This is a genomic window from Paenibacillus sp. FSL R5-0475, assembly GCF_038004585.1.
Lineage (GTDB): Bacteria > Bacillota > Bacilli > Paenibacillales > Paenibacillaceae > Paenibacillus_AQ.
This window is the reverse complement of record NZ_JBBORK010000001.1, coordinates 4,669,512-4,685,358: the sequence shown is the minus strand read 5'-3', so window position 1 is coordinate 4,685,358 and position 15,847 is coordinate 4,669,512. Positions and strand designations below refer to the sequence as shown.

14 protein-coding genes and 1 other annotated feature are annotated in these 15,847 nt (G+C 43.8%); of the genes, 11 read left to right on the top strand and 3 right to left on the bottom strand.

Annotated features, from left to right (window positions below):
- Window positions 1-72: 72 nt before the first annotated feature.
- Entirely contained in the window at window positions 73-1,284 is a 1,212-nt protein-coding gene (locus MKX41_RS20960; protein ID WP_340972904.1) for an oxalate decarboxylase family bicupin, read from the bottom strand.
- A 169-nt stretch (window positions 1,285-1,453) separates the two neighbouring features.
- On the opposite strand from MKX41_RS20960, the gene MKX41_RS20955 reads away from it, so the two are divergent.
- The 9 genes from MKX41_RS20955 to MKX41_RS20915 all read left to right on the top strand — a co-directional run bounded on the left by MKX41_RS20955 (window position 1,454) and on the right by MKX41_RS20915 (window position 11,575).
- The gene (locus MKX41_RS20955) at window positions 1,454-2,308 is read left to right on the top strand and encodes a copper amine oxidase N-terminal domain-containing protein (RefSeq protein ID WP_340972903.1); all 855 of its coding nucleotides are present in this window, start codon (window positions 1,454-1,456) and stop codon (window positions 2,306-2,308) included.
- A 49-nt stretch (window positions 2,309-2,357) separates the two neighbouring features.
- Complete coding sequence (locus tag MKX41_RS20950) at window positions 2,358-3,914, top strand: tetratricopeptide repeat protein (RefSeq protein ID WP_340972902.1); 1,557 nt, start codon at window positions 2,358-2,360, stop codon at window positions 3,912-3,914.
- Window positions 3,915-3,982: 68 nt separating this feature from the next.
- Window positions 3,983-4,243, top strand: a binding site (T-box leader).
- Between the two features lie 183 nt (window positions 4,244-4,426).
- Window positions 4,427-6,106: a glutamine--tRNA ligase/YqeY domain fusion protein gene (locus MKX41_RS20945; RefSeq protein ID WP_340972901.1), complete on the top strand. Its 1,680-nt coding sequence runs from the start codon at window positions 4,427-4,429 to the stop codon at window positions 6,104-6,106.
- A 74-nt stretch (window positions 6,107-6,180) separates the two neighbouring features.
- Window positions 6,181-6,387: a DUF2933 domain-containing protein gene (locus tag MKX41_RS20940; protein WP_339267279.1), complete on the top strand. Its 207-nt coding sequence runs from the start codon at window positions 6,181-6,183 to the stop codon at window positions 6,385-6,387.
- Window positions 6,388-6,653: 266 nt separating this feature from the next.
- Window positions 6,654-7,913 carry an Nramp family divalent metal transporter gene (locus tag MKX41_RS20935; RefSeq protein WP_042194556.1) on the top strand — a complete coding sequence of 420 codons (1,260 nt, stop codon included), beginning with the start codon at window positions 6,654-6,656 and terminating at the stop codon, window positions 7,911-7,913.
- A gap of 81 nt (window positions 7,914-7,994) precedes the next feature.
- Window positions 7,995-8,630, top strand: coding sequence for a TrkA C-terminal domain-containing protein (locus MKX41_RS20930; protein WP_231573348.1), 636 nt, complete (start codon window positions 7,995-7,997; stop codon window positions 8,628-8,630).
- Between the two features lie 194 nt (window positions 8,631-8,824).
- Window positions 8,825-9,964, top strand: a complete 1,140-nt coding sequence (locus MKX41_RS20925) for an ABC transporter ATP-binding protein (protein ID WP_340972900.1) — start codon at window positions 8,825-8,827, stop codon at window positions 9,962-9,964.
- Window positions 9,961-10,617, top strand: coding sequence for an ABC transporter permease (locus MKX41_RS20920; protein WP_042191953.1), 657 nt, complete (start codon window positions 9,961-9,963; stop codon window positions 10,615-10,617). Before MKX41_RS20925 ends, MKX41_RS20920 begins: the two co-directional genes overlap by 4 nt.
- A gap of 43 nt (window positions 10,618-10,660) precedes the next feature.
- On the top strand, window positions 10,661-11,575 hold the full coding sequence (locus tag MKX41_RS20915; protein ID WP_340972898.1) for a glycine betaine ABC transporter substrate-binding protein: 915 nt from the start codon (window positions 10,661-10,663) through the stop codon (window positions 11,573-11,575).
- A 72-nt stretch (window positions 11,576-11,647) separates the two neighbouring features.
- Here the strand turns inward: MKX41_RS20915 and MKX41_RS20910 are convergent, their stop codons facing one another.
- A complete protein-coding gene (locus tag MKX41_RS20910) occupies window positions 11,648-12,799 on the bottom strand; it encodes an N-acetylmuramoyl-L-alanine amidase (protein WP_340972897.1) in 1,152 nt (383 codons plus the stop codon).
- A gap of 157 nt (window positions 12,800-12,956) precedes the next feature.
- On the opposite strand from MKX41_RS20910, the gene MKX41_RS20905 reads away from it, so the two are divergent.
- Together MKX41_RS20905 and MKX41_RS20900 are read left to right on the top strand one after the other, a co-directional pair.
- Window positions 12,957-13,964, top strand: coding sequence for a TIR domain-containing protein (locus tag MKX41_RS20905; RefSeq protein WP_340972896.1), 1,008 nt, complete (start codon window positions 12,957-12,959; stop codon window positions 13,962-13,964).
- On the top strand, window positions 13,961-14,197 hold the full coding sequence (locus MKX41_RS20900; RefSeq protein WP_076285512.1) for a hypothetical protein: 237 nt from the start codon (window positions 13,961-13,963) through the stop codon (window positions 14,195-14,197). The genes MKX41_RS20905 and MKX41_RS20900 overlap by 4 nt, the downstream gene beginning before the upstream one ends.
- Window positions 14,198-14,565: 368 nt before the next feature.
- Here MKX41_RS20900 and MKX41_RS20895 read toward each other — a convergent pair whose 3' ends face one another.
- Complete coding sequence (locus MKX41_RS20895) at window positions 14,566-15,651, bottom strand: LLM class flavin-dependent oxidoreductase (protein WP_340972895.1); 1,086 nt, start codon at window positions 15,649-15,651, stop codon at window positions 14,566-14,568.
- Between the last annotated feature and the right edge of the window lie 196 nt (window positions 15,652-15,847).

Below are 15,847 nucleotides of genomic sequence, written 5' to 3'. Positions count from 1 at the left end.
CTATTCTTTTAAAAATATAAGAAAGTATAAGTTTCACACTATACCTTATCCTTATATTTCTCGCAAAAACGCTTACCGTCCTTTAGGAACGCCGGAGGCGTTTTTGCTTGGCTTAGGATATTTCACAACGGGCCATTTCACTTTCCTTAAGGCGTTCATAACCTCTGGTCCAACGTTCAGGTTACTTTGAACCAATTCATGGGGAGTGAGAGCCATCCATTGATTCAGAGAAACGTCGGCAAAACGATCGCTTTTGAACATTTCAAGGAACCATAAGGAGTCATCGCCTGTATTCTGAATATAATGTCCAAACGCAAAAGGAACATATCCTACATCGCCTGCTCTGTAATTAAATGTTCTTGCTACACCGTTTCCAGCAAATACAGTCATACGTCCTTTTCCGGTAAGATAATATTGCCATTCATCGTTATTTGGATGCCAGTGCAGCTCTCTCATCCCTCCGGGTTCAATTTCTACCAATGCGGCAGCTACGGTTTTGGAGATGGGAAAGTTACTGGAATCGACTATTCTGACACTCCCGCCGGGAGTCCTCAGCGGAGGTTGAGCCAATAAGGAATGTTTAAAGGTTTGTGGGATCTCTCCGTATGGAGATTCTACCCTTTGACTTTGCAATGAACCCGGAACCTGATCCTGATAAATATAGACCTGTTCGGTAGGAATGGAGTCAAATGCAGCGGCAGGCACCCCAAAGTTAGCCGAAAGCACTTCTTTCGGAGTATGGGCAAACCAATCGGAAATGGACAAGGTGTTTAGATCAGAGAAACTTCCATCGTCGAATACAAGCAGAAACTCACAGCCTTCTTCAAGACCTTGTATAGAGTGGGGAATACCTGGCGGGAAATACCATAGATCACCTGGCCCCACATCTGCTATGAAGTTTCGACCATTTTGATCTACGGCAGTAATTCGAGCTCGACCTAGCAGCATATAAGACCATTCCGCTTGCTGATGCCAATGGAGTTCACGTACTCCACCGGGGGTTAGGCTCATGTTGACGCCAGCTAGTGTAGTGGCGATGGGGAGGTCTCTGACTGTCACCTCTCTCGACCAGCCACCATGATTAAGCTGCATATGTGCATCGGAAAAAGAAAATTTTAAATTGGGGACGAGACCGGCATCGGTCACGGGAGGGACAAACATGTCGGGATTCTCCAAATCCCGCATTATATCACGTGGTCCTTTATCTAATCCACCTGCGCCATCGCTTCGAATGGGCTGTGGGATATTTGTCTTTCTTGGCGAATCCTGTCCATCTGCAGTCATCCATCGCACTCCTTTCATGATTCTAAATAACTCAATGAAAATATATGCGGAATCCTGTCTTTTATGATGAATAACAAAAGTGGAACAAGTTGACATGCGCAAGGGGATCATTGATTATTACTAATAGAGGCTTTGTTCTAGACGGAGTAGAGAGGGAGAGGGGTTTGAGATGAATCACATTAAGGAGTCCTTACAACGATTAGGGAGAATAAGAGCTTATGTCATAGGTCTGTTGGTAATTATGTTCGCCGCGGGTTCCGCGGTTACACCTACATCGGTGTCGGCGGCTGTTCAGTTAGGGACTCAGGTAATGCCACTGTCATATGGTGGGTATTACGTCCTTTTTCCAGGTAAACTCGCTCCTTATTTTAAATCAGGTAAATTAATGGTGCCGATTCGGGCTTTCTCGAGTGCGATTGGTGCGGATTTGCTCTATGACGCATTAACGAACAGCGTTACAGTTTCACTACTGGATCGCTCTGTAGGGAAGATTAAAGCAGGGCAGCTAGAGGCAGAATTTAATGGGGAGACAGAAGATTCATTAGGGATCGCCCCAGAGATCAAGGATGGAATCCTGTTTGTTCCAGCATCCCCTATTCTAGAGGGGTTAAAGACATTTCGCTGGGAAACTCAGTTCAATAATGTGAATAAATTAACCCTTGGCATTGGCGCCAGAAAAGGGGAGGAATGGGCAAAGCCTGAGGCGGATCGAGCGCTTACCCCTTACCCAGTGGAAACAACAGCACATCCATATCCGTTATATCCGTTTAAGCTAACACAGACTCAATCTGGGAAAGAATACAGAATAACCTTAGGCGTGCAAAATACCTCTGGTTTTGTCATCCCTAAAGGGAATGCGGAACTGGAGCTGGTGAGTGTGGACAGTAAAGGTAACTCTTACTACCAAACGTTAAAAGGACCTGACTCTTTAACCTCCAAGGCGGCATTATTATCATTTTCCGTTTCCATTCCTACAGAGGCTGAATACGTCATTTTCAGATCACGTACATTGAGAGCGGAATAAGTATCATAGGTGTTCTAACAAGATATACAGAGAGCAGGTTAAGAAATAGATGACAGGTAACGAAGGGCAGCACTATCGCTTCAGTGAAGCACCCATTTGGGAGTTGCAGCGGGCTTATTATGAAGAACAGGGATTAAAGGCTTGGAATAATGATCAGGTTCCGCAGTATATTACGAGTAATCCTATGATTGCGACAGCATATGCGGAAATGATCTTCGGATTCCTGCAAGATCGGGCTGGACAAGGACATCTCTCTGAAACAGTCACTATACTGGAATTGGGAGCTGGGGCGGGTCGGTTAGCGTTCCATATCCTTAAGAAGCTATGCGAAATCATAGATTATGCGGGGACTCCACTTCCTCCTTTTCGTTATGTGATGAGTGATTTACCCGTTAAAAATATAACCAGCTGGCAGCAGCACCCAAGCTTACTTCCATTCGTAGAGCAGGGTATACTGGACTTCGCACGATTTGATGCTGTACAGGATACTGAACTGTATTTAGTACAGGCTAAGCTCAGCATCAAACCTGGTGATTTACAGCAGCCGCTGCTGCTTGTGGCAAATTATTTTTTTGACAGTATCCCGCAGGAATTAATTTATGTGGATGAAGGTAAAATATTTGAATGTGAGGTGTCGATTCAGTATTCAGAGGCTGCAGGATCGGACAACCCCTCTGATGTACTCGGTACAATCATTCCACAATATCATTATGTTCGAGCGGCTAATTACGAAGTGGAAACCTACCCCTATCACGATGTTATAAAGCTCTACCAGCAGAAGCTGGAGGATTCCCATATTCTGTTTCCTGTTGTGGGGCTTACTTGTTTGGAGCGGCTAGCTAAGTTGTCTATAGAAGGGTTCGTACTCCTTACAGCGGATAAGGGAGATCACCGAATAGAGAATTGGGAATTTGCGGAACCCCCTTTGCTGATTCATCACGGTAGCTTCTCCTTAACGGCGAATTATCATGCAATTCAGTATATGTTGGAGCAAAAAGGAGCACACTCCTTATTTACCACTCATCATTACAAAAACTTGAATATCGGATGCATTCTTATGCTGGACGCGCCGATGAGCTATACGAACACTCGGTTAGGTTACAAGCGGTTTATAGAGCGTTTTGGCCCGGATGATTTCTTCAGTATGAAGGAATGGATGGATCAGCAATTAGATACAATGGGTCTCCAGCAGATTTTGGCTTTTTGGCGCTTAGGTGGGTATGATGCAGAATGGTTTATCCATAGTGCAGAACAGATTTCGGAGCTGCTGCCGGATGCCAGTGATGAAGAAATGCTGGATCTTCAGCAGGGAATACGATTAATGTGGACAGGTTACTATCCGATGGAACAGAGCTATGACCTATCACTGGATGCTGGGTTACTGCTGTATGAAATGGATAAGTTCGAGGAGGCGTTAGCCTACTTAGAACGGTCTATGCATGACAATTCGGAAGAACCATTAGCCTTGGTGCTTTATAGTATGGCGATTTGTAATTATGAGCTTGGAGCTGAAGGGGCTGCACTGGATTACGCGCGTAGAGCTTTGGCTGTAGAGCCTGATAATGAAGTAGTGTTGGAACTGATAACGGCTCTGAGCGAGGATTAAATTGTAAGAAGACAGAAGTACAGCACCATTTACACTGGACCCTCAATTTGGTATCCTATACAAAATAATTAAACGCGATGACGAGAAGAGTAAATAAAATCATTCCTTCACAGAGAGCCCTGAATGATGAGAACAGGGTAAGGGAGATTTTATCGAAACAAGCCTCTGAGCGGCATATCGGAACCGATCGACGGGGATGGTATGACGGGAGCTCCTGTTATAGAGCTAGAGTATAACCAATGCGTAAGATGCATTGCCGTACTTGATGAGATTAATATGGCGACATATTAATGAACCTGGGGTGGTACCGCGAGAATTTCGTCCCCAAGACCATAAGTCTTGGAGGTGAGGTTCTTTTTTATTTAAATATAAGGATAAAGTATAAGTTTCACACTATACTTTATCCTTATATTTCTCGCTTAAACACTTACCGTCCTTATAGGACGCCGAAGGCGTTTATGCTTGTGCTGAATAATCAGGCGGATATCACTTATAAACAGGAGGTAATACCAATGAACAAGGAACCGGAAGTATTAGCAGAGAGTTACATCGACAGATTGATTCAAGAAGAGCTGGAAGCTGGGACTTACAGTAGAGATATTTGCACGAGATTCCCACCGGAGCCTAATGGGTATTTGCATATTGGCAGTGCGTATGCGATTCACACGAACTATACGACTGCGAAAAAGTATGGCGGGAAGTTCCATTTGCGGTTCGATGACACCAATCCTTTAAAAGAGGATCTGGAGTATGTAAATGCTATTTGCGAAGATATGTTATGGATGGGCTACCCGCCAGACCATACTTTCTACGGATCAGACTATTCGGAAAAAATATATAATAGCGCGGTAAAGTTAATCCAAAAAGGAAAAGCCTACGTCTGCGATTTATCACCTGAAGAGGTGTCAGCTTATAGAGGAACGCTTACGGAGCCGGGAAAGAACAGCCCTTATCGGGAGCGTTCTGTGGAAGAGAATTTGAAGTTATTCACGGAGATGAGGAATGGAGCCTATCCGACGGGAGCCAGAGTATTACGGGCCAAAATAGATATGAGCTCACCTAATATCAACTTGCGTGATCCAGTGATTTACAGAATCATTCATGCGGAGCATTATAGAACCGGCAACGATTGGTGCATCTATCCGATGTATGATTTTGCCCATCCTATACAAGATGCAATCGAAGGGATTACGCATTCCCTATGTTCCATTGAGTTTAAGGATCATCGACCACTGTATGAGTGGGTGCTGAATGAACTGGATACCCCTGAGGCTCCAAAGCAAAGGGAATTCGGACGCGTAAATATCACCGGCGTCGTTACTAGCAAACGGTATATTAGACAACTGGTTACAGGACATTATGTGGATGGCTGGGATGATCCAAGACTTCCAACGCTTCGCGGACTGCGGAGAAGAGGTTTTACGCCGGAGAGTATTCGGAATTTTGTGAAGGAAATTGGTTTTGTTAGAAATAGCACCATTGTAGATATTGCCATGTTAGAGCATTCGCTTAGACAAGATTTGAAGGCGAAGGCAACTAGCGTGATGGCTGTTCTAAAGCCTCTAAAGGTGGTTATTACTAACTACCCTGAGAATCAAAGCGAATGGCTGAAGATTGAGAATAACAGTGAGGATAAGACGCTTGGGGAAAGGGAAGTTCCTTTTTCACGGACGCTTTATATTGAACAAGAGGATTTCATGGAGGAGCCACCCAAAGGTTATCACAGGCTGACTATAGGGAATGAGGTTAGGTTAAAGGGCGCCTACTTCATTAAGTGCAATGAGGTGCTCAAGGACGAAGCAACTGGAGAAGTTATAGAGCTTCGCTGCACCTATGATCCGAGAACGAAGAGTGGAAGTGGATTTAATGAACGGAAGGTTAAAGCGACCATCCACTGGGTATCGGCAGAGCACGCGATCAAGTCGGAAGTTCATCTATATGAGCGGTTGCTAAAAGATAACGACGGTCCTAAAGAAGAGGATGAGCGCTGGGACGCGTATCTTAATCCAGATTCCCTAACCATTCTGAAGGATTGTTTGTTGGAGCCTTCCATGGCGAGTGCACTTCCAGAAGATAAATTTCAATTCATCCGGCATGGATTCTTCTGTGTGGATAAGAAATATACCACAGCAGATAAGCTGGTACTGAACCGAATTGTGCCGCTGAAGGATACATGGAAGAAAAATTCGTAATTCACAGCACATCCTTTCTCCACAACTTTTCTTTATGATATAGAGGTCATAATGAAATTGTAGGAGGTAATGCTATGAATTGGTCTTGGTTAATCACATTGATCTGTCCTTTGATGATGTTATTTATGATGTTCGGACTGGGTGGGAAACATGGACACGGGCACGGGCATGGGTCGAGAAAGCAAGCGTCGCCTGATTATCAGGAGCTTCAGAAAGAATTGAATGAGCTGAAAATGCAGAATGAACAAATGAGAAGAGATATTCAAAGTCTTACACTATAAGCTTTTCGGAGTAATTGGCTTAAGCTGGGCGAAGATCGGGTAATTTCTGATCATCGTCCAGCTTTTTTGTTCTTGGTCGTAGGTGGACAAGCATATGAAAATTTCTAATGAAACATATTTACATTTTTCAGAAATGAGCATATACTTTAAATATAAGTTGCACAGAGGAAACTTTCGTGTATATAGACAACTTTTTTTGGGCAAGAGGAGGAATGGACATGTTGGAACAAACTTTAATAGAAAAACCACATATAGAACAACCGCATATGAGACAACATAAAAACTCCATTTCGGCGCAAGCCGTACTTAATGGGGAGACCAAAGGAATTAAAAGATTACTTCCTTTCTTAGGTCCAGCGTTTATCGCTGCGGTTGCTTATCTGGATCCGGGTAATTTTGCCACCAACATTACGGCGGGTTCAAAATACGGCTATCTCCTATTATGGGTGATTGTAGCCTCGAACTTAATGGCCGTTCTTATTCAGGCCTTATCCGCCAAGCTTGGTATTGCTACAGGAAAGAACCTGCCGGAGATCGCTCATGATCGTTTTCCGAAGAGTGTATCGATCTTCTTATGGATTCAAAGTGAACTGGTGATAATAGCTACGGATCTGGCGGAGTTTATCGGGGCAGCATTGGGGCTTTATCTATTATTTGATATTCCCATGCTACCGGCAGCACTCATTACTGCGGTCGGTTCATTTGCTATCCTGGAGCTTCAGCGCCGGGGTTACCGTTCCCTTGAGGCCGGAATTGCTGCAATGATTCTTATAGTTGTATTAGCTTTTGCTTTTCAAGTAATTGTAGCTAAACCGGATATGGGTGCTGTTGCTGTAGGCATGTTCACACCTAAGTTTGAAGGGGTGGATAGCATTCTTTTGGCCGCAGGAATTCTAGGCGCAACCGTGATGCCACATGCCATTTATCTACATTCATCACTTACACAGAACCGTATTGTCGGAGTAAATGAAGCGGAGAAGAAACAAATCTTTAAACTGGAATTCATAGATATTATTATTGCGATGATTATTGCAGGGGCAGTGAATCTGGCGATGGTTATTGTCTCAGCCGCATTATTTTTTAAAAATGGTATCGTGGTTGAGGATTTGGATGTTGCGTTTCAGCAATTTAGTCACTTAGCTGGACCCGTAACGGCCATCTCCTTTGGCTTAGGACTACTCATCGCAGGACTATCGAGCTCTTCTGTAGGAACTATGGCTGGCGATGTGGTAATGCAAGGCTTCATCAACAAAAGAATTAACCTGTACTTACGCCGTGCGATTACGATTATTCCACCTTTGGCTATCATTGGTTTTGGTGTAAATCCAACGAAAGCACTCGTTATCAGCCAGGTGATCTTGTCCTTTGGGATTGCCTTTGCTCTGGTACCACTGGTTATGTTTACAAGCAATCGTCAGATTATGGGCGGGTTAGTGAATCGTAAGATGACAGCTGCTCTCGGCTGGCTTATCTCTGGTCTTGTTGTATCGTTAAATTTATTTTTGGTATATCAAATATTTGGATAAGGCAGGACATCTTTATTTGGTGAGTGAAAAAAGGTATACTTGAGCATGTTTATAATTCACGCCAGAGTAAGGAGATCGACAATGTCCATGCAAGAAATATCCGGTTATAAGTCTATAGCCCTTGATATTGCACAAAGAATTGTAAGCGGGGAATTTCCCGTACAGAGTAAGCTATCCGGGCGTTCTCTATTGGCAGGGCAATATCATGTTTCTCCAGAAACGATTCGTAAGGCTATGGGATTATTGAAGGATGAGAATATAGTGTTTGTTTCGCAGGGAAAAGAGATTATTGTCATCTCTGATCAAAAGGCGTATGAGTATATTACCAGGAATAACTATCTGAAATCAGCTTATTCGTTGAAACAGGATCTAGAGCAATTGTTGCTTGAAAAGAAGAAGCTCGACGGCAAGTTCGAGAGGGTACTAACTGGAATTATCGAGGCATCAGACCGGATGAAGAATTTAAAGCCGTACCACCCGGAAGAAATTACAATCCATGAAGAATCACATGTGGTTGGCAAAACCATTGGAGCATTACAATTTTGGCAGAATACAGGTGCTACGATTATAGCGCTTCGCCGGGGTGCGAACGTAACAATCTCCCCAGGTCCACATGTCATACTCAGAGAAAATGATGTACTTGTAGCAGTTGGTGATGAGAAAATGTACCAAAGAACAGAGCAATTTATTAATAAAAATGCAGAGAATCATTTATAATAATAGATCAAAAAAAGGCTATCCAGCGGGGTTTATCACTGGATAGCTTTTTTTATAATTACAATATTACATTTATTTACAAACAACTTATTATAACAATGTAGGTTGTCAGTTGGGGAGTTGTTTGTTATAGTTTAACTTACAGAGTCGCCCGGTGAGATGATCTGACGATAGAAATAAGAAGGAGAGACCCTATGCTGAAATTTGAAAAAGTAGGTAAGAAATACCCGAATGGTTATGAAGCAGTTAAGAATATTAGCTTTGAAATTGAAGCTGGAGAAATACTAGTATTGATCGGTCCGAGCGGTTGCGGAAAGACAACAACGATGAAAATGATAAATCGTCTTGTTCCGCATACTTCAGGCCATATTTATATCCACGGCAAAGATATCACCAAGGAGAACCCCGTAACCCTCCGCAAGAACATCGGTTATGTTATTCAACAAGCTGGTTTGTTCCCGCACTACACCATAGAAGATAATGTAGGCTTGATTCCCGACCTAAAGGGCTGGGATGTGAAGAAGAAAAAAGAACGGGTGCTCGAAATGCTCCGCCTAGTCGGACTTGATCCGGCCATATTTGCCAAACGTTATCCGAAACAATTATCAGGTGGGCAGCAGCAGCGTGTAGGTGTAGCCCGTGCATTGGCTGCTGATCCCGAGATTATATTGATGGATGAACCGTTTGGTGCTTTGGACCCTATTACCCGTGAGCAGCTGCAGGATGAACTGCTGCGCATGCAACAAGAAGTGAAGAAGACAATAGTATTTGTAACACATGATATGGATGAAGCACTGAAGCTTGGAGATAAAATCGCTATTCTTAAAGATGGTGAAATCGTTCAACTAGATACACCTTATGAGCTGCTCAGCCGGCCTGCTAATGATTTCGTAGAATCATTTATCGGCAAAAACCGTATTTACCAAAACCCTGAGTATATCCCCGTAACAGAAGTTATGCGCGACAATCCATCTACATCTCTTCCCGGGCGCACACTGGGTAAAGCTCTTACCTTTATGCGTCAACGCAAAATGGATACATTACTGGTTGGAAACGAGAAAGGTAAGCTGCTTGGCATAGTCTCCGCTTATGATGTTACCGCCAAAATGGAACAAAGCCTTACTATCGAGGAAATTATGACACCACCTCAAGTGGTGCTGCAGGATACAGCAACAGCAAGAGACGCATTATCATTGATTACGGAAGCTCCATACGGCATTATTCCGATTGTAACCGCTGAGGGGAACATTGCGGGGATTGTTACAAGAGGTAGTCTTCTGACGGCGTTTGCAGCACAATGGGGAGGCACGAAAGAGGAGGAAGTGTCTGTATGAGAGATCAATCGTTATGGCAACAACTCATATATCAATTAGATTTACGTAGGGATGATTTGATTCATTCTATGGGAGTGCATATGCAACTTGTGCTCTTGTCCATGTTATTTGCGATTATTGTTGGCATTGCGCTTGGAATCATGATTACACGGGTTAAACCACTGAAAGGGATTACGCTTGGTGCTGCGGGGATTCTTCAGACAATACCTAGTCTGGCGATGCTCGGATTTATGATTCCTCTATTTGGCATAGGGATGAAGACGGCAGTTGTAGCTTTGTTTCTGTATTCACTGCTGCCAATCATCCGCAACACCTACACGGGAATTACTGATGTGGATCCGTCTATAGTGGAAGCGGCCCGGGGAATGGGAATGAAGAGCTGGCAAATTCTATTCAGGGTTCAACTCCCTTTAGCTTTAAGTGTAATTATGGCGGGGATCCGTACTGCTGCAGTTATTAATGTCGGGACAGCAACACTGGCAGCCTTTATCGGTGCTGGCGGATTGGGTGAATTTATTTTCTTAGGTATTCAACGGAACATCGAAGCTCTAACCTTACTTGGCGCTATTCCGGCCGCGATTCTTGCACTCGTGCTGGATTATCTACTCGGATTGCTTGAAAGATTAACGACTCCAAAGGGATTGAAAGTATAACTAAAACTCTAGTCTTGAAAGAATATAAAAGGGGAGATTATATATGAAAATTCCAAAATTGATGACAGGCGTTCTAACTACAGTATTAATGGGGACGTTACTTGCTGGGTGTGGTGGCGGGAATAATAACGCTGCTGCGGGTAACAGTGGAGAAATCACGATTGGCTCCAAAAACTTCACGGAGAATGTTCTACTCGCTCATATGATGGCAGATTTGATAGAAGATAAAACAGATATTAAAGTGAAGCGTCAGATGAACTTGGGAGGCTCTAATGTAGCTTGGAGTGCGCTTGAGAATAATAATATCCAGCTATATCCGGATTACACCGGAACCATTGTAGCCAATTACTATCAAGAGGAGACGGGAAACTCTGAGGAATCGTTGGCAAAAACCAGAGAACTGCTTGAAAAAGATGGACTGGCCTTTCTGGATCCATTCGGCATAAATAATACCTATACTTTAGCTGTTAGTCGTGAAACGGCTGAGAAGTACAATTTAAAGACTTTCAGCGATTTGGCCAAAGTATCTGGAAATATGGTTCTTGGCGTAGAGTTCGAGTTCTTGGATCGTGAGGACGGATACCCCGGTATCCAAAAACTCTACGGAATGGATTTCAAGCAGAGCAAAGGAATGGACCATGGTATCATGTACCGTTCGATTGACGATGGGGAAACAGATGTAACCAATGCATACGCGACGGATGCACAAATTAAAGTACATGATCTGGTGATTCTACAGGATGATAAGGAATTCTTCCCACCTTATGATGCAGGACCGATTATTCGTCAGGAAACGTTAGATAAATACCCTGAATTGAAAGGCGTCTTAAATCAATTGAACGGACAAATCAGTGACGAAGAAATGCAGCAATTGAACGCAGAAGTTGATGTGGATGCGCTCAAGGAAGAGGATGTAGCTCGTAATTTCCTGATCAAAAAGGGATTAATAGAAGGCTAAATATGAAATATAAACTAAAGCAGGCTAGGGAATTTCCTAGCCTGCTTCTTTGCTGATTATTTATAGGTCTGTCTAGTTTCTGAAGTAGTCTGCCAATCCTTCGGCGATAGCCTTGGCCGCTTTTTTCTGATAGGAGGATTTACGGACAATTGACTCATCTGTAGGGTTGGTAAGAAATCCGAGTTCAACTAAGGTAGCTGGAATTCGATTCTCCCTTAGGATGTGATAGTCACCAAAGGACAACCCATTGCTCTTTAGACCGATGCCTTGTCCCAGCCGGGTTTCAATCGCCCGTGCCAGCTTTAGATCATCGGACTCGGAGTAAAAGAAGGTTAGTGTCCCGGACACTTTTTTCGGAGAAGAATTATAATGAATGCTTACAAATGCATCTGCACGCAGAGCCTCACTCATCTGAACACGCCGAGCGAGTGTAGGCTTCTGATCCTCCCGGGTACGTGTCATCTCAACCCGTGCACCTTTAGCTAAAAGGGCATCGCGGAGATAAAGTGCGGTTTGCAGATTCAAATCCTTCTCCATGGTGTTATATGTAGTGCCGAGCATTCCCGGATCACTGCCGCCATGACCGGGATCTACGACGATTAATTTTCTTCGTAAATTTCCTGTGTGCGAAATGCTGCTTGTAGTGCTTGTGCTTCTTGGCGTGGTTCCAGATCGGATGTATTGTGCTGCGACCCAACCGATGTCACCGCTAGCTGTTCGAATTCGTGCCCAATCGTTCTGACGAAGGAGGAGGATAGCTGTATCCTTAGCTTTTAAAGAACCGAGTACCTTATATTGTGTGCCTGGACCGCTTCGTACGCGTAGTGAATCTGCCGTAACTGTAACCTTTGTGGTACTACTCAAGGTGCTGGTTGAGGTGGAAGAAGTAGTGCTGGGTTTGGAAGCTACCGATGATCCAGAAGCGCCAGATTGCTTGGAGCTATTGTTCACCTTTTTAAGGTAATAGCCGGCTACCCAGCCAGAGGTGTTCCCCGTCTTAACCTTCAACCACCCGTGTTGTTCATCGGTCACAGTTACTTTTGCTCCGTTCTTAATAGATCCTACAACAGTTGCATTCTTTGCCGGCTCACTGCGTACATTTAAAGAGTTCGCGTATACCTGAGCGGTATAACTAACTGCTGCCGTTTTAGCTTCAGCAGGCTGTGACGCTGTTATACCCATAAGGCTTGCTGCAAGCAATGTGACACCTATCATTTTTTTCATAGTATCCTCGCTTTTTCAAAGTAGTCGTAATTTTTTACCCACTTTACGAGGTTTAGAATAATATTTTTTGAGAAATTTATGAGAACTTGGCCTCTTTTCCGGTGGTCTAAAGACTTGTATAATTATTACATATTGGGAAGGATGAAGGAGCACTGCCGTGACTAAACCAAAGCTATTCATTGGATCTTCCAGAGAATCCATACGTTATGCAAGAGCGATTCATGAGCAGCTGAAGAGGGATGCTGAAGTACATCCTTGGTATGCCAATGCCTTTCGAGCGAATGAATACACGATGGAGGCACTGGAGAGAAATTTGGATGAGAGCGATTTTGCCGTATTTGTGTTCTCGCCAGATGATGTCGCCAAAATACGCGGTAAATTTTATTATGTGACTCGTGATAATACGGGGTTTGAAATGGGATTGTTTTGGGCCAGATTACGGCGTAATCGTGTTTTTTGCTTAGTGCCGGATCAGGTGACTGCCCGCGACGATTTAATCCCTGGACAGAATGTTGAAGAATATCATCTGTTGTCCGATTTGTCGGGAATTACAGCTTTAGAGTATGAGATGCACCATGATAATCCTACGGCTGCTGTGGATGTGAGCTGTGGTAAGATTATTGACAGTATCCAGGGGTTTGGAAAATTCCGTGACCCGTTGAAAGATTTAGAACAGCTAAAGATGGAATTAAGGCGCAAAGAAAGTATCCTTCATTTTTTTTGGCAATATAATAGTAATGTGACCATCTCTGAGGATGGAGAGAAGTATCACGCACTCAGTGAGGCGATTCGCAATTCTTTCTTACCTCCGAAGCATTGTCGTGTGATCGGTGCTGCGATTTGGCAGGCTCAAGAGGAAGAACAGCTTGTTCAGGTGGGAGGGAATGTCGGACGTGGGCACTCCTATTCCTTGACTGTTACGAAAGGGAATGAGAAGCAGCCTAGTGTGGTAGATGCATTTTTATCGAGCAAATGGACTTTTTTTCAACGCACGGAAGTTGCGGAGGTATATATCCTATGCTATCCTCTAGGTAAGAAGTATGTTCTTTCCGTACACTTTTCAGGGAGTGATGGATTATCTGCGGATGATCTTAAGGCGGTAGTTGCGAATAATCAGGATTTATTCCGTACCATCAATCATTTAGTAGGGGAGGATTCAGCATGAAGCGAATAAAGGGTATTAACAACTTATCGGGTGCTGTTCTCCGTTCTGCAAGTGGTGGAAGCAGGAGTGCAGAAGATAATAAGAATACCACAAGTAAAACAGGGTCGAGCCATTCCGCTCAGCAACCAGCTTCAGCTCAAATTTATACTGCGCCTTCTTTAGATGGCGGAGACGATGAATATAAGAAGCTTATTAGCGGGAAGGTAGACAACAATAAACCATCCTTTGCGTGATGAGCATAAGTGCTGTCTCAAAAGTAGTGATCTACTTATGGGCAGCTTCTTTTTTTTGAGAGTAATTAGGGAAAAGCTCCCTGAAAATAGCTGATAATTACTCTAAATGAGTGAAATCAGGGAATTCCTCCCTAAAAATCGGGGGAATATCTATATTTACCGCCGAATCAGGTTAATTATAGGGAGGTATTCCCTAATTGTTAGTCTATTGAGTAGAAATCTCCGATTTTCAGGGAGATATTCCCTAATTCTTGAGCAGAGCTTCCGGTTCACTTCTTACAGCAAGACACAATGTTGCAACAGCACAAAAAGCACTTCTCCACGAGCGGGAGAAGTGCTTTTTTATTAACTGGTACAGCCCCTCAGTTCTATCGGCTATTCTTCTTGGCAATTTCGCGTCGTACGACAGGGGCGACCTCAGTTGCTAATAGTTCAATAGCTTTGGCTACCTTGGCGTAAGGAAGGCCGCCGATGTCGAGCTGAGTCATAAAGCGGCTATGGCCGAACAGCTCATGCTGATAGAGGATTTTTTCAATAATTTGCTGCGGGCTACCTACAGCCATCGTGTTATCAGCAGATACATATTGCCCAAAGTCGTCACGAGATACACTGTATTCTTGACCAGGTTTTGGGCTGATGGAATTACGATAACTATAGTAGTATGGGTAATATTCATCGAGCGCTTGCTGTGAAGTTTCGGCAATGTAGCCGTGGCTAGTAATCGCAATCTTTAAAGATTCAGGGGCATGACCCGCCTGAATTCCAGCGCGTCGATAAGTTGCAGCAAGCTCTTGGAAAGGTTCTGGACTACCGCTAAGAATGGCGATGGTCATTCCAGTCCCGAGTACCCCAGCTTTTTCCGCGCTTTCAGGAGAACCACCTACACCAATCCATACAGGAAGGCTTTGCTGAAGAGGGCGTGGTGCAATCTCAGAATCCTTCAAGGATGAGCGGAAGGAACCCTCCCAGTTCATAATTTCATGCTTATTAAGCTCGAGAAGCAGATTAATATTCTCGGCGAATAGTCGATGATAGTCTTCAAGTTCGTACCCAAAGAGCGGAAAAGATTCCACAAAAGCACCACGTCCAGCAATAATCTCTGCACGGCCATCTGATAGTAAATCAAGTGTGGCAAAATCCTCGAATACGCGCACGGGATCAATGGTGCTTAATACAGTAGTGGCGCTCGTCAACTTGATTCTGCGGGTAACCTGGGAGATGGCTGCCAGCACGACTGGAACCGAAGAAATTGCAAAATCAAGACGATGATGCTCACCTACACCGAATACATCAAGCCCCGCCTCATCCGCCAGCTTGGCCGCAGCTACAACTTCGTCGAGTCGTTGTTTCGGGCTGATCTTATTCCCGGTATGACAATCAGCCACAATATCTCCTAAGGTGTAGATACCGAATTCAAAATCGGATGCTGGTGCTGTGGTTACCTCGTTACTCATGATTACAAACCCCTTGTTATTCATATATTTGATAAAGCTTGTTCGTTTATAGAAGAATGTGATTATTATAACACAATAACTTACAAATTGTAAGTTTATGAGTAAATGTTTTGATTTCTGCTCTTGCGGATGTCAAAATGAGGAAGAATAATCCATGTTCTTACATCCTGCTCGTCATTAGTATTATATTTTATTT

What these genes read in the sequence shown, in the direction of transcription:
- MKX41_RS20960 (WP_340972904.1), bottom strand. Translation starts at nt 1,284, where the DNA reads ATGACTGCAGATGGACAGGATTCGCCAAGAAAGACAAATATCCCACAG.
- MKX41_RS20955 (WP_340972903.1), top strand. Translation starts at nt 1,454, where the DNA reads ATGAATCACATTAAGGAGTCCTTACAACGATTAGGGAGAATAAGAGCT.
- MKX41_RS20950 (WP_340972902.1), top strand. Translation starts at nt 2,358, where the DNA reads ATGACAGGTAACGAAGGGCAGCACTATCGCTTCAGTGAAGCACCCATT.
- MKX41_RS20945 (WP_340972901.1), top strand. Translation starts at nt 4,427, where the DNA reads ATGAACAAGGAACCGGAAGTATTAGCAGAGAGTTACATCGACAGATTG.
- MKX41_RS20940 (WP_339267279.1), top strand. Translation starts at nt 6,181, where the DNA reads ATGAATTGGTCTTGGTTAATCACATTGATCTGTCCTTTGATGATGTTA.
- MKX41_RS20935 (WP_042194556.1), top strand. Translation starts at nt 6,654, where the DNA reads ATGAGACAACATAAAAACTCCATTTCGGCGCAAGCCGTACTTAATGGG.
- MKX41_RS20930 (WP_231573348.1), top strand. Translation starts at nt 7,995, where the DNA reads ATGTCCATGCAAGAAATATCCGGTTATAAGTCTATAGCCCTTGATATT.
- MKX41_RS20925 (WP_340972900.1), top strand. Translation starts at nt 8,825, where the DNA reads ATGCTGAAATTTGAAAAAGTAGGTAAGAAATACCCGAATGGTTATGAA.
- MKX41_RS20920 (WP_042191953.1), top strand. Translation starts at nt 9,961, where the DNA reads ATGAGAGATCAATCGTTATGGCAACAACTCATATATCAATTAGATTTA.
- MKX41_RS20915 (WP_340972898.1), top strand. Translation starts at nt 10,661, where the DNA reads ATGAAAATTCCAAAATTGATGACAGGCGTTCTAACTACAGTATTAATG.
- MKX41_RS20910 (WP_340972897.1), bottom strand. Translation starts at nt 12,799, where the DNA reads ATGAAAAAAATGATAGGTGTCACATTGCTTGCAGCAAGCCTTATGGGT.
- MKX41_RS20900 (WP_076285512.1), top strand. Translation starts at nt 13,961, where the DNA reads ATGAAGCGAATAAAGGGTATTAACAACTTATCGGGTGCTGTTCTCCGT.
- MKX41_RS20895 (WP_340972895.1), bottom strand. Translation starts at nt 15,651, where the DNA reads ATGAGTAACGAGGTAACCACAGCACCAGCATCCGATTTTGAATTCGGT.